The organism is Clostridium tetanomorphum (assembly GCF_017873215.1).
GTDB lineage: Bacteria > Bacillota > Clostridia > Clostridiales > Clostridiaceae > Clostridium_AO > Clostridium_AO tetanomorphum.
The window spans coordinates 40,424-62,231 of record NZ_JAGGKA010000011.1; the positions used below are offsets into that span (position 1 = coordinate 40,424).

General features: G+C 27.9%; 24 protein-coding genes and 1 riboswitch. Of the genes, 15 read left to right on the forward strand and 9 right to left on the reverse strand.

Annotation, left to right across the window (positions count from 1 at the left end):
• Window positions 1-113 precede the first annotated feature (113 nt).
• Window positions 114-956, forward strand: a complete 843-nt coding sequence (locus J2Z24_RS11715; protein WP_035147040.1) for a TraX family protein — start codon at window positions 114-116, stop codon at window positions 954-956.
• A gap of 317 nt (window positions 957-1,273) precedes the next feature.
• Here J2Z24_RS11715 and J2Z24_RS11720 read toward each other — a convergent pair whose 3' ends face one another.
• Window positions 1,274-2,434, reverse strand: coding sequence for a zinc metalloprotease (locus J2Z24_RS11720; RefSeq protein WP_051593211.1), 1,161 nt, complete (start codon window positions 2,432-2,434; stop codon window positions 1,274-1,276).
• A gap of 71 nt (window positions 2,435-2,505) precedes the next feature.
• Complete coding sequence (locus tag J2Z24_RS11725) at window positions 2,506-3,165, reverse strand: DUF6518 family protein (RefSeq protein WP_051593210.1); 660 nt, start codon at window positions 3,163-3,165, stop codon at window positions 2,506-2,508.
• Window positions 3,166-3,421: 256 nt separating this feature from the next.
• Here J2Z24_RS11725 and J2Z24_RS11730 point away from each other — a divergent pair, with 256 nt between their 5' ends.
• The 5 genes from J2Z24_RS11730 to J2Z24_RS11750 all read left to right on the forward strand — a co-directional run bounded on the left by J2Z24_RS11730 (window position 3,422) and on the right by J2Z24_RS11750 (window position 9,078).
• Window positions 3,422-3,913 carry a M26 family metallopeptidase gene (locus tag J2Z24_RS11730; protein ID WP_035147037.1) on the forward strand — a complete coding sequence of 164 codons (492 nt, stop codon included), beginning with the start codon at window positions 3,422-3,424 and terminating at the stop codon, window positions 3,911-3,913.
• 262 nt (window positions 3,914-4,175) lie between these two features.
• A complete protein-coding gene (locus tag J2Z24_RS11735) occupies window positions 4,176-4,889 on the forward strand; it encodes a response regulator transcription factor (RefSeq protein ID WP_035147036.1) in 714 nt (237 codons plus the stop codon).
• Window positions 4,890-6,134 (forward strand): sensor histidine kinase, encoded by a 1,245-nt coding sequence (locus J2Z24_RS11740; protein ID WP_035147033.1) that lies wholly within the window; start codon window positions 4,890-4,892, stop codon window positions 6,132-6,134.
• 65 nt (window positions 6,135-6,199) lie between these two features.
• Window positions 6,200-6,883: an ABC transporter ATP-binding protein gene (locus J2Z24_RS11745; RefSeq protein WP_035147030.1), complete on the forward strand. Its 684-nt coding sequence runs from the start codon at window positions 6,200-6,202 to the stop codon at window positions 6,881-6,883.
• On the forward strand, window positions 6,880-9,078 hold the full coding sequence (locus tag J2Z24_RS11750; protein ID WP_035147026.1) for an ABC transporter permease: 2,199 nt from the start codon (window positions 6,880-6,882) through the stop codon (window positions 9,076-9,078). Before J2Z24_RS11745 ends, J2Z24_RS11750 begins: the two co-directional genes overlap by 4 nt.
• 200 nt (window positions 9,079-9,278) lie before the next feature.
• Here J2Z24_RS11750 and J2Z24_RS11755 read toward each other — a convergent pair whose 3' ends face one another.
• The 3 genes from J2Z24_RS11755 to ribB form a co-directional block, all read right to left on the reverse strand.
• Window positions 9,279-9,857 carry a GDSL-type esterase/lipase family protein gene (locus J2Z24_RS11755; RefSeq protein ID WP_035147025.1) on the reverse strand — a complete coding sequence of 193 codons (579 nt, stop codon included), beginning with the start codon at window positions 9,855-9,857 and terminating at the stop codon, window positions 9,279-9,281.
• Between the two features lie 305 nt (window positions 9,858-10,162).
• Window positions 10,163-10,348, reverse strand: a complete 186-nt coding sequence (locus J2Z24_RS21945) for a CPBP family intramembrane glutamic endopeptidase (RefSeq protein ID WP_085059031.1) — start codon at window positions 10,346-10,348, stop codon at window positions 10,163-10,165.
• A gap of 49 nt (window positions 10,349-10,397) precedes the next feature.
• A complete protein-coding gene (ribB, locus tag J2Z24_RS11765) occupies window positions 10,398-11,036 on the reverse strand; it encodes a 3,4-dihydroxy-2-butanone-4-phosphate synthase (protein WP_035147023.1) in 639 nt (212 codons plus the stop codon).
• A gap of 351 nt (window positions 11,037-11,387) precedes the next feature.
• A riboswitch (FMN riboswitch) is annotated at window positions 11,388-11,501 on the reverse strand.
• Between the two features lie 246 nt (window positions 11,502-11,747).
• Between ribB and J2Z24_RS11770 the strand changes: the two genes are divergently transcribed.
• Both J2Z24_RS11770 and J2Z24_RS11775 read left to right on the forward strand, forming a co-directional pair.
• Window positions 11,748-12,389, forward strand: coding sequence for a DUF4878 domain-containing protein (locus J2Z24_RS11770; RefSeq protein ID WP_035147021.1), 642 nt, complete (start codon window positions 11,748-11,750; stop codon window positions 12,387-12,389).
• 348 nt (window positions 12,390-12,737) lie between these two features.
• Window positions 12,738-13,094 (forward strand): helix-turn-helix domain-containing protein, encoded by a 357-nt coding sequence (locus J2Z24_RS11775; RefSeq protein WP_035147018.1) that lies wholly within the window; start codon window positions 12,738-12,740, stop codon window positions 13,092-13,094.
• 102 nt (window positions 13,095-13,196) lie between these two features.
• Here the strand turns inward: J2Z24_RS11775 and J2Z24_RS11780 are convergent, their stop codons facing one another.
• Window positions 13,197-13,493 carry an HTH domain-containing protein gene (locus J2Z24_RS11780; protein WP_051593209.1) on the reverse strand — a complete coding sequence of 99 codons (297 nt, stop codon included), beginning with the start codon at window positions 13,491-13,493 and terminating at the stop codon, window positions 13,197-13,199.
• A gap of 150 nt (window positions 13,494-13,643) precedes the next feature.
• Between J2Z24_RS11780 and J2Z24_RS11785 the strand changes: the two genes are divergently transcribed.
• Entirely contained in the window at window positions 13,644-14,663 is a 1,020-nt protein-coding gene (locus J2Z24_RS11785) for a DmpA family aminopeptidase (RefSeq protein WP_035147015.1), read from the forward strand.
• A gap of 111 nt (window positions 14,664-14,774) precedes the next feature.
• On the opposite strand, the gene J2Z24_RS21440 is transcribed toward J2Z24_RS11785, so the two are convergent.
• The gene (locus tag J2Z24_RS21440; protein ID WP_241393073.1) at window positions 14,775-14,915 is read right to left on the reverse strand and encodes a hypothetical protein; all 141 of its coding nucleotides are present in this window, start codon (window positions 14,913-14,915) and stop codon (window positions 14,775-14,777) included.
• A 239-nt stretch (window positions 14,916-15,154) separates the two neighbouring features.
• Here J2Z24_RS21440 and J2Z24_RS11795 point away from each other — a divergent pair, with 239 nt between their 5' ends.
• From J2Z24_RS11795 to J2Z24_RS11810, 4 genes are all read left to right on the forward strand, one after another.
• A complete protein-coding gene (locus J2Z24_RS11795; RefSeq protein WP_156950210.1) occupies window positions 15,155-15,295 on the forward strand; it encodes a hypothetical protein in 141 nt (46 codons plus the stop codon).
• A 188-nt stretch (window positions 15,296-15,483) separates the two neighbouring features.
• A complete protein-coding gene (locus J2Z24_RS11800) occupies window positions 15,484-15,783 on the forward strand; it encodes a Dabb family protein (RefSeq protein ID WP_035147012.1) in 300 nt (99 codons plus the stop codon).
• A gap of 38 nt (window positions 15,784-15,821) precedes the next feature.
• Entirely contained in the window at window positions 15,822-17,006 is a 1,185-nt protein-coding gene (locus J2Z24_RS11805; RefSeq protein WP_035147008.1) for a sensor histidine kinase, read from the forward strand.
• Window positions 16,993-17,649, forward strand: coding sequence for a response regulator transcription factor (locus J2Z24_RS11810; RefSeq protein WP_035147006.1), 657 nt, complete (start codon window positions 16,993-16,995; stop codon window positions 17,647-17,649). The genes J2Z24_RS11805 and J2Z24_RS11810 overlap by 14 nt, the downstream gene beginning before the upstream one ends.
• A gap of 248 nt (window positions 17,650-17,897) precedes the next feature.
• Here the strand turns inward: J2Z24_RS11810 and J2Z24_RS11815 are convergent, their stop codons facing one another.
• Window positions 17,898-18,614: an alanyl-tRNA editing protein gene (locus J2Z24_RS11815; RefSeq protein ID WP_035147002.1), complete on the reverse strand. Its 717-nt coding sequence runs from the start codon at window positions 18,612-18,614 to the stop codon at window positions 17,898-17,900.
• Between the two features lie 158 nt (window positions 18,615-18,772).
• Entirely contained in the window at window positions 18,773-19,324 is a 552-nt protein-coding gene (locus tag J2Z24_RS11820; RefSeq protein ID WP_035146998.1) for a helix-turn-helix domain-containing protein, read from the reverse strand.
• Between the two features lie 377 nt (window positions 19,325-19,701).
• Between J2Z24_RS11820 and J2Z24_RS11825 the strand changes: the two genes are divergently transcribed.
• Both J2Z24_RS11825 and J2Z24_RS11830 read left to right on the forward strand, forming a co-directional pair.
• Window positions 19,702-20,640, forward strand: coding sequence for an ABC transporter ATP-binding protein (locus tag J2Z24_RS11825; protein ID WP_035146996.1), 939 nt, complete (start codon window positions 19,702-19,704; stop codon window positions 20,638-20,640).
• Between the two features lie 11 nt (window positions 20,641-20,651).
• Window positions 20,652-21,806, forward strand: a complete 1,155-nt coding sequence (locus J2Z24_RS11830; RefSeq protein WP_035146993.1) for an ABC transporter permease — start codon at window positions 20,652-20,654, stop codon at window positions 21,804-21,806.
• The last annotated feature ends 2 nt before the right edge of the window (window positions 21,807-21,808 follow it).

Genomic DNA, 21,808 nt, shown 5'->3' on the forward strand with positions numbered 1-21,808 from the left:
ACTAACTTTTATTTTTTTGGACAAACTTTATAAAATTTTTATAATTAGATGCTAGATTATATATAGAAGTTATCAGATAACTACTAAGAATCATTTGATATGGAGGAATTAAAATGACTTTAGAAATAAGCAAAAAAGGATTTACAGGATTTCAAATTAAATTATTAGCTCTTATATTTATGGTATTTGATCATATTCATTATTTTTTTGAATTTACAGGTAAGGTACCTGTTATATTTTCTTGGATTGGGAGATTAGCTGGGGGATTATTTTTATTTATGATGATAGAAGGATATACTCATACTTCTAATAAGAAAAAATATTTCTTAAGAATTTATTTAATATCAATTGGCATGGGAGTTGTAAGATTTCTATTGGAAACTATTCCACAACTTCGAAGAGGAGATGGTTTTTATGCTATGAATGGAATACTCTCTACTTTTGTTATACTTATGGTTATGTTTATGGGTATTGACTATTTCAGGGAAAAGAAAATATTTAAAGGATTGCTATTTTTTATGGCACCTTTTGTTATACCATACATTATTGGACCATTTTTAGCTTATATTTTAACAGATTCTCTAAGAATTTATGCGAATATTTTATTTTATACAGTTTTACCAGTGCCTTCTATAGTTGAAGGGGGTATTTATGTTATTATATCTGGACTTATATTATATATTTTTTACAAAAATAGAAAGGTACAGATAACAGCTTTTGGACTATTTCAGTTTTTATGGATGACTATATTACCAATTTTATTTATAAAACCTATTACTTTAAAACTTATGTTTACAGACTACTACGAATGGATGAGTGTGTTTGCTGTAATTTTTATGTTTTTATATAATGGAGAAAAGGGTAAATCCATGAAGAAGTTATTTTATATATTTTACCCAGCTCATATTTATATATTGTATGGATTATCTATTTTACTTTATAACTTGAGATATTGATTAGGAGGAGTACCATTTAAAGACGTTTCGAAATTAGATGATGAAAGATTCAAATAGTCTCCATTTAGACTAGAGATACTTGACCCCAAAAGCAGAACTGGACAAAATCCCAGAGGTGTGGTAAAGAATGAAAATTTTATTTTTACTACATTTCTAGGATTTTAAATTTTTATAATTAAGCAGATTTTGTAAAATTATAATCGGAATAGAATTTATTCCACCACTTATTTAATCACAAACATATTCTACAAATTCTATATTTGAAGCCATAGTATTACCTCCATGGTATATAATCATAATTTATTATATTATCGTTATTATTTATTATTATATAAATATTTTTGTTTTATAAAGTCTATTATTTCCAGTTCACTCTCAATTTCAGCTTTAGCAGGGTAAGTTTTTTTAACTATATCAATTTCCTTCAATAATTTATCTGCATTTGCTGTATTTTTTTCAATTATAACAGAGTAAGCATACATAAGACGTTTTCTTGATATATAGCAATTCGTTAATTTTATATATTTTTTTAATTCTTTATTATATAATTCATCAATTATATTTTTCCTACATTCATCCATAATTTCATAGAAAAGAAGCTCACAATTGATTTCATTTTTAAATAATTTAATTAAATTAGGAGAATTATTCAGTAAACTTTCATAACATTCTCTTGCTTTAAGAAACTCTTTTCTATCATGGTAATAATTAGCTTCTAAACATTTTATACTGCTAATCAATGAATCGTTTAGGTCAGCTCCAGAAGGAAGCTTAAACCAATGAAGAGGCATGTCTTTCATTCGTACTCCTTGATGAAGAAGTCCATTTACTCTAAGTTGTATATAAAATGAGTACCTTGAAAGCTTATCATTTTTCATAGAAAATATATTGTGTCCATCATTAGCAATACCGTTTATTTTCATAGGTATACCATTTACAATTAAATCATAGATTCCGCTAATAGTAGTAAAAATTAAAAATGCTGCTATTAATCTTGGTATAGGGAATAATATATAAAAAACTATACACAAACATGATACTAAAAGATTTATCAATATACCGCCTAAATTATAAAGGATGTAGGGACAATCATATCCATTTCCTTCTGGTGGCATCATAAGACACTGACCACCAGTACCCATAACTTTGAATTTTTTTAGTGTTATTTTGCCCTTTTCTTTTATAAATGTTAGGCTTCCAACCCTGAAAGATATGAATTCATATCCAGACCAAATTCCAAAAAGTAAATGTCCTACTTCATGTAAAATCAATTGAAGTATAAATGTACACACAAAAAGAACAATTAATATCATTATTGTAAAAATAGTATCTTTAGGTGTGTTTATATTATTAAATGTATGTTTAACAAACATGGCTATAAGTATACCAACTATGCCACCTATGCCCATAGATAGTATAACAAGTCCTATTTTTTTAAAGTAATTTTTAAATTTATTCTTCTGTAATTTTTTATTCATAAAGGTTATCTCCAATATATTAAAAATAAATGTTTGTTTTATTTTATAACTACATTTTATTTTAGCGCTACTTACAAGCCACCAAATATGTAATTTAAAATGCTAGAGTATCTAATGATATAAGTAATCACAATTGCACATGATAGAATCTTAAAAAGTTGTTCTTTGGCAGTTGGCAAAATAAAATATAGAAAAATTGCTGCAAGAATATCAAAACCAGATGTGGCATTAAATAAATATAAAAATCTATAACCATTGGACATAAGCAATCCAATAGGAAGAGCTGTACATATTGCAGCTATCCAGCCTTGTCCGCGGCTGTACCATGTTACATATGCTCCAAAAGGAGATAATAAAGCTATCATCCACCAGCGAATAAAGTAGTACATTGGGAAAAATCCAAATAATTTCATTGAGTAAATATAGTAACTTAGCACCATTCCGCAGAAGAATATAAAAACATTTAATGCTGCGGATATAGGTGTTTTGCTCCAAGCAGAAATTATTGTAGCAATAAGAACCCATACTCCAATTCGCGAGAATATATTTCCAATAATACTTATAATCCTACTAATGACATTATTTGATGATACAGTGTCCATATATTTTGCTGCAATTCCTGAAACAATACCAATGACAAGAAACAAAATAATATTTATAATCATTTGTTTTTTGCTTAAACTATGTTCTTCGTAAGGTCGGATTCTATTTAGAGTTTCTTTTATATTCATTTTATTACCTCAACTACTCATTTATATAATAATTATAGCATAGCATTAAAGAAAATTATGGAGAATTGTTAGATTTAAGATATTCCTTAATTCTGTTAGTGTGATTTAAGAAATTATTGGACACATAACTATATAAATAATTGGATGTTTTCCAAATAATATGACAAAGATATATATAAAATACTTCATTGACATAATCTGTAATGGTAATATATAATGAGTTTGTTACTAATTTATTTTATGGAAGGTGTATAATATGAAATCATTATTTAGAGGAGTACTAGTACTATTACTAGGAATTATGATAGCTGTAAGCACTGAAGTAGTAAGTGCTAAAGCATTGAAAACTACAGATATGCAAACTACAACTATAGGTAAAAAAACTTATTATATTATTAAAACAGAGGAACAACTTCGCTCAATTGGAAAAGGTAAATATGCAATGTCATATAATTATATCTTAGATACAAATATTTCTTTAACACAAGAGTGGGTAGCTATTGGCGATGATAAGAGTCCTTTCACTGGTTCCTTTAATGGTAATGGTTTTACAATTAGTAATTTGAAAACTAATAGTAAAACAGCAAAATATATTGGTTTATTTGGATATGTTGAAGAGGGAACTATTTATAATGTAACTCGTAAGAATGTCCATATTGATTCTGCTGGTGGCAAAGGGAAGCATGTTGGTGCAGTTGTAGCTTTATGTTTAGATGGAAAAGTATATGACAATGTGGTAACTAAATAAATTGATTATAATATATAATTAAAGAGAAATAGGAGCGTTATGTGAACACTCCTATTTTTTATTATGTGAATAAATGAACAGAACCTATTTAGCATTTACAATGTTGAATGGAGTAATAGTGGATTGATATTATCTGTTTCACCGAATATAATAAATGGTAAAAAGGGCTTGTTAGAATAGAATAAAATAGTTTTGAAAAGTTAGATAATTACTTAATGTTCAGAGAAGCTCAAGGATAAAACATATAAAAAGGTGGATTAAAATGAGAGAAACAAAATGTATAAGTATATTGCTTGTTGAAGATGATATAAGTTTAATTGATGGTTTGGAGTATTCTTTGACAAAGGCTAGATTTAATTTACATATTGTGCGAACTGTTGCTGAGGCATTGGATTCATTATCTAAAAGTAAATTTGATTTGCTCATTCTAGATATTACCCTACCAGATGGTACAGGTTATGATATTTGCAAAAATGTTAGAAGAAATTCAACTGTTCCAATTATTTTCTTAACCGCATTAGACGAGGAGATTAATGTAGTTAAAGGATTAGATATTGGCGGAGATGATTATATTACAAAACCCTTTAAATTAAATGAACTTATTTCTCGAATTAAAGCATTAATAAGGCGTTCTAACGCTTTTCAAGCAAAGCCAACTATTCTTGAATCTAATAATATTTTAGTAAATTTATTAGAAAATAGCGCATTTAAAGATGGACAAGAAATTGAGATCACTTCTGTTGAGTATCGTCTATTGTGTTATCTTATGGAAAATGAAAATAGGATTTTGACCCGTCAGCAGATACTTGATTATCTTTGGGATAATAATGGTGACTATATAGATGATAATACTTTATCCGTATATATTAGAAGATTAAGAATGAAGATTGAGAAAAATCCATCCAACCCTAAAATATTACTAACGGTGCGTAGAATGGGTTATAAATGGAAAAATGAAAACAATGAGGTGAAGTAATTGGACTTCATAAGAGATAGAATTAATAGATTTTTAGTAAGTAGTATTTTCATTTTAGTTATTTTTTTATGGAGTGGTGGATTTTTTATTCTTTCACAAAATGTAAATAGTATGAAGGAGACAATAGTGAATAATGATGCTGAGATAGCAGGGTATTTATTAGAACAAGGCATGTCTCCAGCTGATGTGGCTAAAGTTATTACTTCCAAAAAAAGTGAAGTACAAACTGAAAAGGGAAAAAAGTTATTGAAGTCTATAGGTTATAAAAATGATATGAGAAGTACATATTTATCTAGTATTAAAGAATTCAATAAAAATAATAAACATAATTTGTTTTGTTTTTTTGGTATATTCTCTATTACTCTTTTAGCTTTAATAATAACTTATTTGAATATGCAAAGAAAGTCTATTATTAGAGCTTCAAATATAATTCATCAGTATATAGAAGGGGATTTCTCAGTTAGACTAGATAGTGAGAAAGAAGGTCGGTTTTCTCAGTTTTTAGGGTCTATTAATGAAATGGCTACTATGCTGTATACCCATCTCCAAAAAGAAAAACAAATGAAAGAATTATTAAAGGAAATAATCTCAGATATTTCTCATCAATTGAAGACACCTATAGCTGCATTAAAAATGTATAATGAAATTATAATTGATGAATATGATAATGCTGATATAATCAAAAAATTTACTATGAAATCCAATCATTCTATAGAGAGAATGGAATTATTGGTATTAAATTTATTAAAAATGGCAAAATTAGATACTGGAATTATGGATTTTGAAAAAACAAAAGAGAATGTTTTATATATTATTCAAGATGCAATTGAACCTCTCCAAACACGAGCTGAAAATGAGCATAAGAAAATTTTCTATAATGGTGATAGTAATATTTCATTAACATGTGACCGTCACTGGATGGTTGAAGCAATAGGCAACATAATCAAGAATGCACTGGATCATACAGTATCAGAAAATACCGTCCATGTTAGTTGGAAGGAAACCTCCATTTTTATAGAAATCAATATTGCGGATAATGGTAAAGGAATTTATCCAGAAGATTTACCTAATATATTTAAACGCTTTTATAGAAGCAAATATTCAACAAATTCTCATGGTACTGGATTGGGATTATCATTAGCTAAGTCTATTATAGAGGCTAATGGAGGTACTATAACAGTTAGTAGTAAATTAAATCAGGGAACAGAATTTACTCTTACATTCATCAAGCTTACAAATAAGTAAGATTACATACACTTGAGAGTAAGGATAATTTGTTATTCTACCAATGAAGGAAGGTGGAATTAAGAATGGATATATTAGAAGTAAAGAATTTAAGCAAAGTATATGGAAGTGGTGAAAATAAAGTTCAAGCTTTAAAGAATGTGTCATTTAAGGTTGCAAAAGGAGAGTTTGTTGCAATTGTTGGTGAATCTGGATCAGGTAAAAGTACTTTATTAAATGAAATTGGTGGATTAGATACACCAACTTCAGGAAAAGTAATTATTGATGGAAGAGATATATTTTCTATGAAGGAAAAGGAGTTAACTGTGTTTAGGCGTAGAAATATAGGATTTGTTTTTCAAGCCTTTAATTTAATTCCTGAACTGAATGTGGAACAGAATATTATTTTTCCACTACTGTTAGACTATAAAAAGCCGGATCAGCAATTTGTAGAAGAAATATTAGAAATATTAGGGTTAAAAGATAGAAGAAATCATCTGCCTAATCAGCTTTCTGGTGGACAGCAGCAGAGAGTAGCAATTGGCAGGGCGCTAATTGAAAATCCAATGCTTATTTTAGCAGATGAGCCTACAGGTAATCTTGACACTAAAAACAGTAATGATGTTGTTTCTCTGTTGAAATCTATGTCTCAGCGTTATCAACAGACTATTTTAATGATTACACATAATGTTAATATAGCTTCTGCTGCAGATCGTATTCTCCGTGTAACAGATGGGGAACTTTCAGATATTGGAGGTGCTTTGAAATGACACATTACCTTCATTTGGTGAAAGAATATAATAAAGTGCATAAAAGAGAAAATAAAATGACACTTGTAAGTATTATAATTGCTGTATTTCTTGTAACAACTGTTTTTGGTATGGCGGAAATGGAGATAAAAGCTCAAAAAACTAGCATAATCAAGCAATATGGTAATTGGCATGTAATGTTTAAAGATATAACAAATGAGCAGGCAAAGTTAATTTCTGCACGTCCAGAAACTGCTTATGCAGGGTGGATTTTTAGTATTGGTAAAAGCGGTGGTTATACTTTAAAGGGAAAACCAATATACCCTAGTGGAGCTGATAAAGAAATGGCCAAGCAATTTGGCATACAAGTTCAGGAGGGGAATTATCCTACTCATCCAAATGAAATGTTAATTAATATTTCAGCAAAAGAACGTCTTAAATTAGCTATTGGTGATGACATAACAATTAATACTGCTGATAAGAAAATAATCACATTTAAAATTTCAGGATTTTCTAACGATGTATCCAGTTTGCTTAAATTCGATGGATATGGCTCTATTTTAACACCTGAAGGTATGAAGAATAATTTTCCTGAAAACAGTTATCCAAAGAGATTTTATCTTCAATTTAAACCTCACAAAAATATGCAAAATACAATTGATGATATTTTTAATGAATTATCTATTGAAAAGAATAAAGTACAGCAAAATAAATATTTAATGGCAGCTCTAGGACAGAGTAAGGATAGCTATGTTACCCAACTATATTCCATAGCGGGCGTTCTTTTTATACTGATTTTAGTTGCTGCAATTTTAATGATAGCAAGTTCCTTTAATACAACAGTTATGAAGAGAATTAGATTTTTTGGATTGATGAGGTGCATAGGAGCATCTAAATCTCAGGTGAAAAGATATGTACTTTATGAAGGTTTGAGATTTAGCTTTAAAGCTATTCCAATTGGTTTATTATCAGGAACAGTAACTGTTTGGATATTAAGTGCTTTTTTAAGGAATGTAAACCCAACTTATTTTAGTGAAATGCCTGTATTTAATATAAGTTTAATTAGTTTAATATCAGGTGCAAGTGTAGGATTTCTATCTGTTATTCTAGCCTCTTTTTCTCCTAGTAAAAAAGCATCTAGAGTATCTCCCTTAAGTGCTATTAATGGACAAATTAATCAATCGAATAATCAAGTATATAAAAAGTCTGCAAACATAAAGGGCAAAAAAGTTGAAATTGCCATGGGTATGTATCATGCCTATATGAGAAAAAAGAATTTGTTTTTGATGGTAGCATCATTTTCTATAAGTATTGTTTTATTTTTATGCTTTAGCGTTGAAATTGATTTTATGAATCAGGCTATTAAGCCAGCAAGACCTTGGACTCCAGACCTGTCTATAATTAGTAAAAATAATACACAATCTATTCCAACTGACATGTTAAATAAAGTTATGGCTAATCCAGATGTTAAGAGGGCATACGGACGAGCTTTTTCTTATAGTGTTCCTGTTATTGTGGACCAATGTAAAGTCGGTGATAAAATTAAAATTTTCACGTCACATGGAACTAATACAGTTAATATAGTAGGAATATTAGCTACTAGTCCTTTTGATAAACAGAAGGGCAAGCAGACAGTAATCTGTAATGAGGACACTTTTAAGGGGATTATAGGTAAGTCCGACTATACCATTATTGATATTCAGCTTAATAAAAATGCAACTAAAGAAAATATAATAGCTATTCGAGATTTAGCTAAAGATTATGTTTTTTCAGATCAACGTAGCAACAATGAAGAAGTTAGAGCGGCAAGATTTTCATTTTCAGTTTTTGTTTATGGATTCCTTGTTTGTATTGCCTCTATTACTGTATTTAATATAATCAATAGCATGAATATGAGCATTTCAGCTAAGAGGAAAGAATACGGCTATATGAGGGCAATTGGTATGAGTATAGAACAACTTAAAAGAACTATTATTGCTGAAGCTGCCACTTATGCTATTTTGGGATGTATTGTAGGCTGTATAGTAGGGCTGCCACTTCATAGATCAATTTTTATACAAGTTATAACTGCAAGGTGGGGGTTACCTTGGGTAATTCCTATTCATGAATTAATAATTATAATTTTCTTAGTGATAATAGCAACATATGTATCAATTATCGGTCCAATTAATAAAATACGAAAACTAGATATTGTTGCAAACATTACTGAATATTAAATTTGAAAAGCTATTATTTACATTGCAAATTTATCAGTCAAATAGATATGAGTGTATGGTTAATACTCATATCTATTTCAATTGAAATGTGAAAAGACTATGAAATTCAATCTATTAGCATTGTCCATAAGGAGAAGTAAAATATAAGAATTTACTTTTTTAACTTTAAAATTGTATATAAAACCCGATTGTTGATTTAATTAGCATAGTAAGTTTGGTTTTGAAGAAAATATAAATTCAGCCATTTCTTTATGTATATCCCTTGATATATGTATTCCATCATCTAAAAAATATCTTTCTACATTTTTCTTTTTTAATAAAAGATGGCTTAAATCAATGCAATTAATATTTCTTATGTTAGCAAATTCAACCAAGAGTTTTCTAAACTTAGTTAAACTAACATTCACCTCTTTATAGTCTCTATCTTTAAACCATTGTTTCACTGAAATATTTTCATTAACAATTAATGGAGTTAATAGTAATGGTTCAATATTATTGATATTACATAGTTTTATCATACTTTCAATATTTTTTAAAATAGTATTAATATCTTTTTTTAAGAAAATATCATTTTTACCACCCATGATTAAAACCTTTGATGGATTTTCATTAATAACATCTTGAATAAATCTATCTTTCATCTCAAAGGTTGTATTTCCAGGGATACCTTTATTTATAAATTTCTTTTTTGTTTTTAAAGATAATATATTGACCCAATTATCTGATTCCTTGACTCCATATCCAAATGTCAAACTATCTCCAATGCATACTATACTCATCTTATTTTCCTCACTCTCTTCTTTAGTACATGTTTTCTATAATTGTATACTAAAATACAATTTATTTATGAAATAATTATAACAACATTTACAATGGTTTGCTATATAATCGTCTAATATTCAATCTATGAAACACATTTAAAGATTTACATATAATATAAGTTATAAAGATTATAATAGCTAAAATTCCCAAACGAGTAAATATAAATTGATTGGTACTCATAGCTGTAAATAATAATAGTATAATATAATTAATAATTTGAAGTATCACATCCACATAAAAATAGGATATATTAGATTTCCTGTTATAACAAAATATATCTAAGCATTATTCCAGCTATAAATGTATCAATAAAGCGAATATGATGCATAAATTCAAATAAAACTGATGATGATATTATTGAAAAAACATTATCATGATTTTTTAATCTTTTTAAAATAATTCCTCTATATAATATTTCTTCAAAATAATTATTAAAAACTGAGAACACTTTTTAGTATTCTCAGTCCTTAATTAAAATATTTTTTTATTTTAATACATTATATGTTTTGTTTATATTGAACAATGTCTTCAATGGAAACAACGTTTATATTATGTTTTTTAGCAAAGTCAACTATTTGTGGTAGGCGAGCCATGGTTCCATCGGGATTTGTAAGCTCACATAAAATTCCTGCTGGTTTATATCCTGCTAAACTCATAAGATCAACAGTACCTTCTGTATGTCCACGTCTGGCTAAAACACCACCTGTACGCGCACGAAGAGGGAAAACGTGACCAGGATGACATAACTCTTCAGGTTTACAGTCATCCTTTACAGCAGTAAGAATTGTGGTAACTCTATCAGCAGCAGAAACGCCTGTAGTTACACCTTCTTTAGCCTCAATTGAGATAGTAAATGCAGTTTCATACTTACATGTATTATTAGGAACCATTTGAGGCAAATCTAATTTCTTAACTTTTTCATCTGTTAAACAAAGACAAACAATACCACTGCATTCTCTAATTAACATAGCCATTTGAGGTATTGTAATGGTTTCAGCAGGAAAGATAAGGTCTCCTTCATTTTCACGATTTTCATCGTCAACAAGAAGTATTCCATTCCCTTGTTTAAGAGCATCCAAAGCTTTTTCTACACGTTCTAAAGAGTTTCCAAACTGAGTTAATAGTGATTCATTCATTAAAATTTCCTCCAAATTATAATAAATTTTACATAAAGTATCTCAGTTTTTTATTGCATGTATATTATTTTTTGCGTGAAATTTAGTTGTGACATAATAGATGCTTGTACACCCACTTTGTATATGCTAAACTTTATTAAATAAACTTTCTTTTAATTATATAATGATGGCTTGGACACTAATCATTATGCAAGAAAGATAAGTTTTTATATTTTTCTGGAACCACTCGTTTATTAACTAGTGGTTTTATTTAAGCATTTTTCTAAATTGCACATAAAAAACCCCTTAAGTAACCTTAAGGGGTTTAGAAAACACAACAAATATACATAACAAAAAAATACGTATAAATGTATTCACCTTCTTTCATCCAGACTATACTGTCGGCCTCGGAATTTAACCGAATCTGCCTAATGGCTTGCGGGCTATACCGCCGATAGGGAATTTCACCCAACCCTGAAGGATACTTTATATAACTTTATTAACAATTTAACACTCTAATTTTCTTTTGTCAAGTAAAAGTTCTAGCTCATTTTTCCTGTTATGCTATAATTTTTTAATATTTTTATTTCATATGCTTAAATATAATAAAAAATATTCATTTGCAACCAGAGGTTGACAATATTTAATCACTTGTTGGTGGTGTGCAACCATGTCTATATGATATATTTATCTACAGAAATGACAACATAAAATGTGAAAGGAATGATATAAATGATGAAAAAAATAAAAAGTTTATTGCTTCTACTTATGATAGTTATTGTCACTTTCCTTGTAGCCTGTAGTGGACAAAAACAAGTTAATAACAAAGCAGAAATAACACAGGATACATCCAGTATTAATTCAAGAAAAAATATGTCACCAAAAGAGACAGTAGAAGCTATGTTTAATGCTTTGACTTCGCTAAATATAAGAGAATTTAATGAATATATTAAATATGAGGATACTGTAAGGAATGGAATTAAATTTAAGAATAATGTGTTGTTTGGTGATAACATTGATGGTGAAGGCAAAGATTATATGGAAAGTATTGTATCAAAACTTTCTTATAGAATCATTCACAGTGAAGAAAAGGAAAATACTGCAAAAGTAAAAGTACAGATTACTAATCGTGATTTATCAGATATAGATAAACGACTTGAATCAGAGGCTCTTAATGAAACTTCTGGAGATGAAGATAATTTGCTTATAAGTTTAATAAGAAGTACAAATAAAACAAAGAACTATGATGTGACACTTTTACTTGAAAAAAGTGATAGTGGATGGAAAATTAAAATGACTAAAGAATTTGCAAGAGCTATTTATGGGGGTATGCCAAGTTTTATAGACAATCTATTGCCATCAAGCGATTCTTAAATTTAGGAGAATATTTTCTTATACTAAAAAATTACATGAAGAAAGATTATAAGACGGTTTTGACATAAAGATCAAAGCCGTAGTTTCTTTTTTGAAAAATGAATTTACTAAGGAGACTGAATAATTAATTTTATCACGTTGGATGATATTTCATATTATGCTATAATTTTTAGTATATCTCTATAGCATATTTTTTAATTTAATTAAGAAATATTGATTTGCAACCAATTGTTTACAGTATTTAATTAGTTGTTGTTGGTATGCAACTAGAGGAAAAACTTATCTAGGAGCTACTTTTATCGGTAGTATTAGAGCAGGTAGCCATCAGATAAAGAGGAGGTAGCGGGTATGGAAATATCCCAAAGATTACAGCAACTTAGAAAACTGGCCAACTATTCACAGGAACAATTAGCTGATATGCTTGGAGTATCCAGACAGGCAATTTCAAAATGGGAAAGTGGACAATCTAACCCTGATATAAATAATGTTATAAAATTAAGTGGCATTTATAGCGTAAGTACTGACTATATTTTAATGGGTAAAGAATCTAACATTAGCATAACTGAAACTAAATGCCATACTGAGAAAAAAACACTTGACCCTACATTCAAAAAAACAATAGCAGTAATTGCAATAATAGGAGCAACTGCAATTATTACTGTTTTATTTATTGCTGGATTAACTGCTATATCTTTTTTTATTTAAAGGAAGATAAGGAATATAGAAAACAAAGAAAATGAGTCTTGTGTGTCATTTTATAGAGTAGATTGAACATTTTGAGAATGGCACACAAAATAATATTTTTTATTATAATTTAGGCTCAACAGCTTTAAATATAAATCTTAATGTCATGATGACGGATGCAAGCTTGTACTTTGTTTCAATTGGGACTTTACTACTATCATTCATGAAATCTAAAACATCCTGCTTTTGGATTTTTGCAAATTTGGCAATAGTGTCAACACTAATTTTATGTACATCAATTAGCACTTCTAAAAATGCCTTGAATTTAAAATCTGGTTCTTCATCTGGAATAATATTTAGCATTAGTAATAAATTCATAAAGGAACAATATTTTTGAAATTCTATATATTTTAATAACATGTTCTCTTCAAATAGTAAAATTTATTTGCGGAATTGGAGTTGGTAATATAGACTATGCATTATTACATTTACTAGGATGTATATTGGGTTATTTAATATTTTACAGTTCATCAAAAATCATTAATAACGTTAAAAATTTGGGGTGATTGCATGAAAAGAATAAGAGATTATGGAATAAACATAGGTAAATTAAAAACTGGGGAAAATAATTTAATAACAGATGTTAAAGGGGTAAAAATTGGGCATGCTACCCTAAAAAATGGTGATGTTAATACTGGAGTAACTTCTATAATACTACATGAAGGAAATATATTTAAACAAAAGCTTTATGCTGCAGTTCATATAATGAATGGCTTTGGAAAAACTATAGGAACAGTACAGATAGAAGAATTAGGAACTATTGAAACTCCTATAGTATTAACAAATACTTTAAATGTAGGTAAAGTGGCTGATGCATTAGTTGAGTATATGCTTTCTTTAAATGAAGATATAGGACTAACCACTGGAACAATAAATCCTGTAGTTTGTGAGTGTAATGATGGATTTTTAAATGATATAAGAGGTAGACATGTAGGAAAAGAAGAAGTTTTTCAAAGCTTAAATGAGGCTTCAGAAATCTTTGAAGAAGGAGTCGTGGGAGCAGGAACAGGCATGAGTTGCTTTGGATACAAAGGAGGTATCGGATCTTCTTCAAGAGTTTTTAACATTGGAGAAGAAGAATATACAATAGGTGCATTAGTTCTTTCAAATTTTGGATTAAAAGATGATTTTACTTTAACAAAAGAACTTAATGATAAAATTACTATGCCTGAAAAGCTAGAATTAGAAAAAGGCTCAATAATAGTTGTATTAGTGACAGATGCACCAATGTCAGATAGACAATTAAAAAGAGTTGCTAAAAGGGCATCTGTAGGGATAATAAGATTAGGATCATTTATGGGCAATGGAAGTGGAGATATAATTATAGCTACAAGTACTGCAAATAAAATTAATCATTATGAAGACAAGCCTACAGTAAACATAAAAGTAATAAATGAAAACTTTATTGATATGGTATTTAGAGCAGCGGCAGAATCTGTAGAGGAAGCAATCTTAAATTCTATGGTAACTGCTGAAAGTTTGATAGGAAGGGATGGCAACACTAGAATATCACTAAAAGAACAACTTTAGATATTAAAATGTAATTTACTAGTTTTATAAAACAATATTTTAAAAATCCAAGAACAGTAGGAGCTATAGCACCTAGTTTAGAGAAATTAGCATATAAAATGATGGAAGATATTAATTTTTTAAATACTTCCTGTATTGTAGAATATGTAATTTATCTAAATGAGAAATTACATATTTAGAATATATATAGTCTAATGCTTCCTCATTTTTACACTTTAGTTCATGAATAAAATTATTTTCAGTTACTTTCATTTCGCATACCTCCTGAAGAGCTCTTCACTAAATAAGTACGAAAGTTTATTAAATTTCTGTCATAAAAAATAAAAGGATTTAATAAAAAACTTTTAATATATATTTATAGCCATTATAAATCTTACTAAAATGTAATATTAACACTTAAAACTGTAAGGCTACTGATATGGCAGTTAAGTATGATATCTTCTATAATTAAATCATAAGGTTAAGAAAAGTAAATGAGGAGTGATCTGATTATGAAAATATTGAAAAAGGTTTTTGAAAGATTAATCAATTTAGAGGAAATACCAGAAGAAAATGAAAAAAGTAGTATTGAAGACAAATCAAAGGAAGCAATAGAGCTTAAAATGATGCTTCAAAATACAATAATGTTATAAAAGCACATGAGTCTAACTCCTACAACTTAGGAAAAGACATCATGTGCTTTCTTTTTTATATTTAATTAATGCTATATTGACTTAATTCAATTTTATCTAAGAGGAATTATAAAAAATATATAGAAATATGTTATTATAAATATTGAAAAGAAAGAAGTATATAACATGGGAAATAAGGAGGACTTTGTATGATAAAACATATTGTAATGTGGAAATTAAAATATTTTAATGGAGATGAAAAAATAAAAAATTGTGAGAGGGCAAAAAGAGATTTAGAAGGACTACAGGAAATGATCCCTGAACTTAAGAGTATTGAAGTAGGTATAAATATTAATAAAACTGATGCAGCTTATGATTTGGTGCTTTACTCTGAATTTGAAAATGAAGAAGGATTAAACACATACCAAAACCATCCAGAGCATGTTAAGGTAGGACAATTTATAAAAGGAATAGTTCAACATAGAGTTGTAGTAGATTATACAGTATAGATAATGTAACAAACTACAGTACATGTTTAGGAGAAATTATGTGGAATAAAACTTTGCTTATTTCAATAAGATATTTTTGTATTTTAGCAATAATAGCGGTAATAGGTATAAATAAGATAAATTTAACAACATTCATGGTAATATTTATATTTATATTTTTAATAAATAATCAAATAAGATTTTTTTCATTGGATAAAAACCTTCATAAAAGCATATCTTTTATATTGGAAATTATATTTACAGTTATTGCCTATGAATGGATTGGTGGGCATCTTACAATATATCTTATTTTAGCAGCTATAGACAGCAACACATTGTTTAGAAAACCCATAAAGCATATATTTAATATAGTAATAATTCTAGAAGGAATAATACTTTTATCTAATGAAACTTTAGAATTTAGATTTATAAATATAGTTTTATTAATAGCTTTTATTGGAATATTATATTTAATACAAGATGAAAATGACAAAAAGATTGAAGCTCAAAAACTTTACGATAAGCTTAGAATATCAGAGGAAAAACTTAAAAGTGCTAATAGAGATTTAGAACTTTATGCAAGTTCAATAGAAGAATTAACTTTATTAAGAGAAAGAAATAGACTTTCTCGAGAAATACATGATAGTGTTGGCCATGCATTGTCAACAATGGTGATACAGCTTGGAGCTATTGAAAGAACAATAGAAAAAGATCAGCAAATTGCAAAGGAAGTAACAAAAGAACTTAGAAAATTTACTCAAAATAGTTTAAACGAAGTTAGAATGTCTATAAGAGAAATAAAGCCTAAAGAGTTTGAGGATTATGAAGGAATTTTAATAATTGAGGAACTTATAAAGAATTTTAAAAAGCTAACAGGAGTAGAGGTTAGACTTGCCTTTACAAAAGAAAAATGGCCTTTAAATGCAGATCAATCCTTTGTAATTTATAGAATAATTCAAGAATTTTTAGCTAATAGCGTAAGGCATGGAAAGGCTACAATTATTCAAATTTTTATGGCATTTGATGATTATAAATTAGTAGTTACATTAAAGGATAATGGTACTGGAAGAGATAGTTTAGTAGAAGGCATTGGACTTAAAAGTATGAGAGAAAGAGTAACAGAACTTGGAGGAAATTTTCATTACAAAACAAAATTTGGAGAAGGATTTTTAGCAAGAATAGAGCTAGATAAAGTTGAAAAACTTAAGATTTATTCCCAGGAGGAAAAGAATGGACAAGATTAATGTAATGCTAGTAGATGATGAAAAACTTATTAGATCAGGTATGAGTATGATACTTAACACATTTGAGGATATTCAAATAATAAGTACTGCTTCTAATGGGGAAGAGGCTTTATTAGAATGCAGGAAAAATGAACCAGACGTTATACTGATGGATATTAGAATGCCAAAATGTGATGGAGTTCTTGGAACAAAGCTAATTAAAAAAGAATTTGAAAATGTAAAGATTTTAATTTTAACTACTTTCAATGACATGGAATATATTCATGAGGCATTAAAATATGGCGCATCAGGATATCTTTTAAAAGATAGTGATTATGATTTAATTTATGAAGGTATAAAAGGCTGCTTTAAAGGAAATGTGGTAATTCATCCAGAAGTAGCATCTAAGATTATTAATGAAAATATAAATTATAATAAAAAAAGTAATCTAAAAGATATAAAGCTTAATTATGATTTAAATGATAAAGAAATGAATATAATTAAAGAAGTGGCAAATGGACTATCTAATAAGGAAATTGGAGAAAAGTTATTTTTATCAGAAGGTACTATTAAAAATAATATAAGCAGTATACTAAATAAACTTTCTCTTAGGGATAGAACTCAGCTTACTATATTTGCATTTAAAAATAACATAGCAGAATAAATTCAGATTACAGAATAAAGAGTACAGATATGGGTAATAGAGCTTAGTAATAATATTTTTAAGTAAGTACAAATCACAAAAATACAAGTAGCTTTGGACATATAAAAGGGTATGTAAGATAGTAGGATGTAGATAGATTTGTTTTTGTATAAATCTATCTACACTGTCCCATAGATTTAATTACATATCTCAATTTGGTGTTTATTATTTTCTAGATATAATATAAAAAGTATCATGTACTTTTTGTATTATTCTTCTAGTTCAATATATATTCTTTTATTGATTTTTCCTTTGCTTTTATAAGAAGCTATTTTTATTTTTCTAACTTCCTCAGTATTTTTTACATGAGTTCCTCCATCTGCCTGGAGATCTAGTCCTTCAATGTTTACGGTTCTTATTTCATTAATACCTTCTGGAAGAAGATTTATTTTTGTTCTTATTAAATCTGGAATTTTAAAAGCTTCTTCTCTTTGGAGAATATTCACATTTATATTTCTTTTGCATTCTACCTCTTGGTTAATCTTTTTTTCAATTTCATCTATTAATTCTTTATCAAAATTTTCAAATTCAAAATCCAATCTTCCTTTAAGGCAATCCATATCCCCACCAGTTACTTGAGCTTTATAGTCTCTCCATACAACACCGCATAAAATATGCATAGCAGTATGGGTTCTCATCAACTTATACCTATGTTCCCAATCTATTTTTCCTATACAAGTTTCATTAATTTCAGGAAGTTTTCCATCAATATAATGATATACATTCTCCCCTTTTTTCTTAACTTTTGTAACAATGTATGTATCTGTTTTTGTTTCTAATGTTCCAATATCACATGGCTGACCGCCACCGCCTATATAAAATGCGGTTTTATCCAAAACAACAGCATGCTCCGCCTCATTTACATTAATAATTTTACATTCAAACTCCTTTACATAACTATCTTTTTGAAATATTAATTCACTCATTTTTGTCCTCCTTTAAAACTTAAATTTAATACTTTAGTTTTTTACTATCCATTTCTAATTTTTAATTAAATTTTCATAATGACAATGAAGAAAGATTATTTATATTTGCACTCTGTGCTTTATGTTCTGTATTTTGAAAAAGTGCATTGCACTTTTTATCAAATTGGATAGAAATTTATAACCATAGCTTTAAGAGTGGTTTTTCCACAGTTTTTATAGGTATGTGGAGTTGCTGATGAAAAACATATGGAATCCTCATTAATTAATGAATAATTTTCATCGTTTATTGATAATATAAGTTCGCCGTCTAGAACAGTAATATACTCCTGTGATTTTTCAGAATGACCAACGGAAGTATAGGTTGCACCAGAATCCATTTGGAGTAAAAATAATTCAAAATTTCTATTAGGAGTATTACCATAGTAGCAGTAAACACGATAAGTTCCATCTTCACTAATTTGCTCTTTAGCATCCGTCTTTTTAACAATAGAAGCAGAATTTTCATGTTTATCAATTAGTAAAGTATAGGGAACATTTAATCCTTTAGCAATTTTCCAAATGGTATTGATTGTTGGATTTGTATCACCTTTTTCAATTTGAGAAATCATGACTTTACTTACTTCAGATAACTCTGCTAATTGGCCTAAGCTTAAATTTCTTTCCAATCTTAGTCGTTTAAGATTTTCTGCAATCACTGAATTTAAATTCATATGTTATTTTTAGTGAGAATGTTATAATAAACATAAAAATTCTCACTAAAATTCACCTCTTTTCTTTTTATTTAACTTCCATTAGTTTAACGATACTCTTACTTTAGTCATAACTTATGGTAAAGTATAGAAGCCAAATATTTGATTTTATGAGAATCCCTTTTTCAAAGTACCATGGTGGTATTAGGGCAGGTAGCTGTAATGTAAAATATAGTTTACAAACGTTATATATATTATACATATTATACATAAGTGCAGTAATAATTACAAGTATTGTTTTAAAAATTACTTAAGTCACTTTTTTAGTTACTCCTAGTACTTGGAAGGCTCACTTAATTTTTCTAAAATATAATTAGAGAGGTAAGGGGGAAAATTTTATGAATAACATAATTGTAAAAAATATAACTAAAAGATTTGATGATAAATTAGTTTTAGATAATATATCCTTTGAAATAAAAGAAGGGGACATATTTGGATTAATAGGACCTAATGGAGCTGGAAAATCCACGTTAATAAGTATTATGACGGGGCTTATTAAAAGTAATGGTGGAGAAGTAACTATTGGAGGGTACTCTATGACAAAAGATCCTCTAAAGGCAAAGGAATTCATAGGATTAGTACCACAAGAGTTAGCCTTAATGGAAACATTATCTGCTTATGATAATCTTGAATATTTTGGAGCTTTTTATGGATTAGGAGGAAAGCTTTTAAAGGAAAGAATTGAAGAGGCACTTACAGTAACAGGATTAAATGAAAAGAAGAAGATAAAAATTAAAAAATTTTCAGGAGGAATGAAAAGAAGATTAAATTTAGCGGTAGCAATAATGCATAGACCTAAAATTCTTATATTAGACGAGCCTACTGTGGGGGTAGACCCTCAATCTAGAAATTATATTTTTGAATTTATTAAAAAGGTTAATAAAGAAAACAACACAACAGTACTTTATACTTCTCATTATATGGAGGAAGTAGAACATCTATGTAACAATATATTTATTTTAGATGAAGGAAAAGAAATTGCTTCTGGGTCAAAGAGCATGATTAAGTCTATGGCAAATATGCATGGTACTATTAAAATGGCTTTAGATCAAAATGATGCTGAATTTGTTTTAAAGATAAAGTCTTTATCAGGAGTTAAAGATTGTTTTATAAAAGATGATACTATTTCAATTTATATAAATGAGGAAAGTTTTAATTTAGAAGAATTATTGATGTTATGTGCTAAGGAACATAAAAAAATAAAGAAATTTAATGTAGAAGAAGCTTCATTAGAGGAAGTATTCCTTTCCCTAACAGGAAAAAAATTAAGGGATTAGGAGGAGAAAAAATGAGAGTAAAAGCTACTATAAAAGTTATTATTAAGGCAATATTATCTCAATGGAAACAGGTATTGTTAATGTTTGCTATTCTTCCTTTGATAATTTCTGTAATTATGAGTAATTTTCAAAAAGATACTTTTAAACCAGAGGTAACTATAGATAAGATCAATATTAGCATTATTGATGAAGATAATAGTAAAACCTCTAATAATTTTAAAGATCTGTTTAATAGAAAAGAACTAAGAGAAATATTTAATATCACGAATAATTCTCAATATGAGATAATTATACCTAAAGGTTATGAAAATAATTTAATTAATAAAAAAGAAAGTACTATAAAAGTTAATGAAAAGAAAAGAGTATCAAGAAATAATGAATTAATCATAAAAAGTGTTATAGAACAATATGGGAAAAGTCTTACAGAAACTATGGTTATATCTAATAAAATACAAACTATGGACATACAGCATAAGGATAAATTATTTAATGAAGTTATTAGTAATATAAATAAAGTTTCATCATCTCCTTCTATAAAGGAAAATATAATAAAGGGAGAAAGAGTTCTTAAAGCCATTGAAAATCAAGCTGCTACAATGATGACTTTTATGGTGTTTTCAATTATTATGAGCTGTATTGCAGGCTATGATATGGACAAGAAAAATGGAAGTAATAAAAGATTAATATCTACCCCAATAACAAAATGCAATTTTTTTAATTTAGATGTATTAGTATTTTTTATTGCAAGTTTAATATATTCATCAGTGTACATTTTAGCTTTTAGAATAACAGGATTAGCTTTTAAAGGAGTAAGTGTATTAAATATAATAAGTATATTAATATGTCAAAGCCTATTAATTGGGAGTACAGCAGGAATTATCATAGCATTTTTTGGTAAGAAAACTGCTAATACAATAGTTGTAATTCTTATGTATGCTCATATTATATTTGGGGGTGGCTTTATTCCATTAAAAGAGATAAATAATAATATATTTTTAACCATTTCAAGGTTTTCACCAGGAAATGTTATTTCTGAAACCTATAGAAATTGTATACTTTTTAATTCTTTTAATACCATTAGTAAATATCTAATTATTATGATAGGAATATCTTTAATACTATATTCATTAAGCATACTAAAAGTAAAAATAAGATGGGAGGATTAATA

Coding starts and splice junctions, on each gene's coding strand:
- J2Z24_RS11715 (WP_035147040.1), top strand. CDS start 114: ATGACTTTAGAAATAAGCAAAAAAGGATTTACAGGATTTCAAATTAAA.
- J2Z24_RS11720 (WP_051593211.1), bottom strand. CDS start 2,434: ATGAATAAAAAATTACAGAAGAATAAATTTAAAAATTACTTTAAAAAA.
- J2Z24_RS11725 (WP_051593210.1), bottom strand. CDS start 3,165: ATGAATATAAAAGAAACTCTAAATAGAATCCGACCTTACGAAGAACAT.
- J2Z24_RS11730 (WP_035147037.1), top strand. CDS start 3,422: ATGAAATCATTATTTAGAGGAGTACTAGTACTATTACTAGGAATTATG.
- J2Z24_RS11735 (WP_035147036.1), top strand. CDS start 4,176: ATGAGAGAAACAAAATGTATAAGTATATTGCTTGTTGAAGATGATATA.
- J2Z24_RS11745 (WP_035147030.1), top strand. CDS start 6,200: ATGGATATATTAGAAGTAAAGAATTTAAGCAAAGTATATGGAAGTGGT.
- J2Z24_RS11750 (WP_035147026.1), top strand. CDS start 6,880: ATGACACATTACCTTCATTTGGTGAAAGAATATAATAAAGTGCATAAA.
- J2Z24_RS11755 (WP_035147025.1), bottom strand. CDS start 9,857: ATGAGTATAGTATGCATTGGAGATAGTTTGACATTTGGATATGGAGTC.
- ribB (WP_035147023.1), bottom strand. CDS start 11,036: ATGAATGAATCACTATTAACTCAGTTTGGAAACTCTTTAGAACGTGTA.
- J2Z24_RS11770 (WP_035147021.1), top strand. CDS start 11,748: ATGATGAAAAAAATAAAAAGTTTATTGCTTCTACTTATGATAGTTATT.
- J2Z24_RS11775 (WP_035147018.1), top strand. CDS start 12,738: ATGGAAATATCCCAAAGATTACAGCAACTTAGAAAACTGGCCAACTAT.
- J2Z24_RS11780 (WP_051593209.1), bottom strand. CDS start 13,493: ATGTTATTAAAATATATAGAATTTCAAAAATATTGTTCCTTTATGAAT.
- J2Z24_RS11785 (WP_035147015.1), top strand. CDS start 13,644: ATGAAAAGAATAAGAGATTATGGAATAAACATAGGTAAATTAAAAACT.
- J2Z24_RS21440 (WP_241393073.1), bottom strand. CDS start 14,915: ATGAAAGTAACTGAAAATAATTTTATTCATGAACTAAAGTGTAAAAAT.
- J2Z24_RS11795 (WP_156950210.1), top strand. CDS start 15,155: ATGAAAATATTGAAAAAGGTTTTTGAAAGATTAATCAATTTAGAGGAA.
- J2Z24_RS11800 (WP_035147012.1), top strand. CDS start 15,484: ATGATAAAACATATTGTAATGTGGAAATTAAAATATTTTAATGGAGAT.
- J2Z24_RS11805 (WP_035147008.1), top strand. CDS start 15,822: ATGTGGAATAAAACTTTGCTTATTTCAATAAGATATTTTTGTATTTTA.
- J2Z24_RS11810 (WP_035147006.1), top strand. CDS start 16,993: ATGGACAAGATTAATGTAATGCTAGTAGATGATGAAAAACTTATTAGA.
- J2Z24_RS11815 (WP_035147002.1), bottom strand. CDS start 18,614: ATGAGTGAATTAATATTTCAAAAAGATAGTTATGTAAAGGAGTTTGAA.
- J2Z24_RS11820 (WP_035146998.1), bottom strand. CDS start 19,324: ATGAATTTAAATTCAGTGATTGCAGAAAATCTTAAACGACTAAGATTG.
- J2Z24_RS11825 (WP_035146996.1), top strand. CDS start 19,702: ATGAATAACATAATTGTAAAAAATATAACTAAAAGATTTGATGATAAA.
- J2Z24_RS11830 (WP_035146993.1), top strand. CDS start 20,652: ATGAGAGTAAAAGCTACTATAAAAGTTATTATTAAGGCAATATTATCT.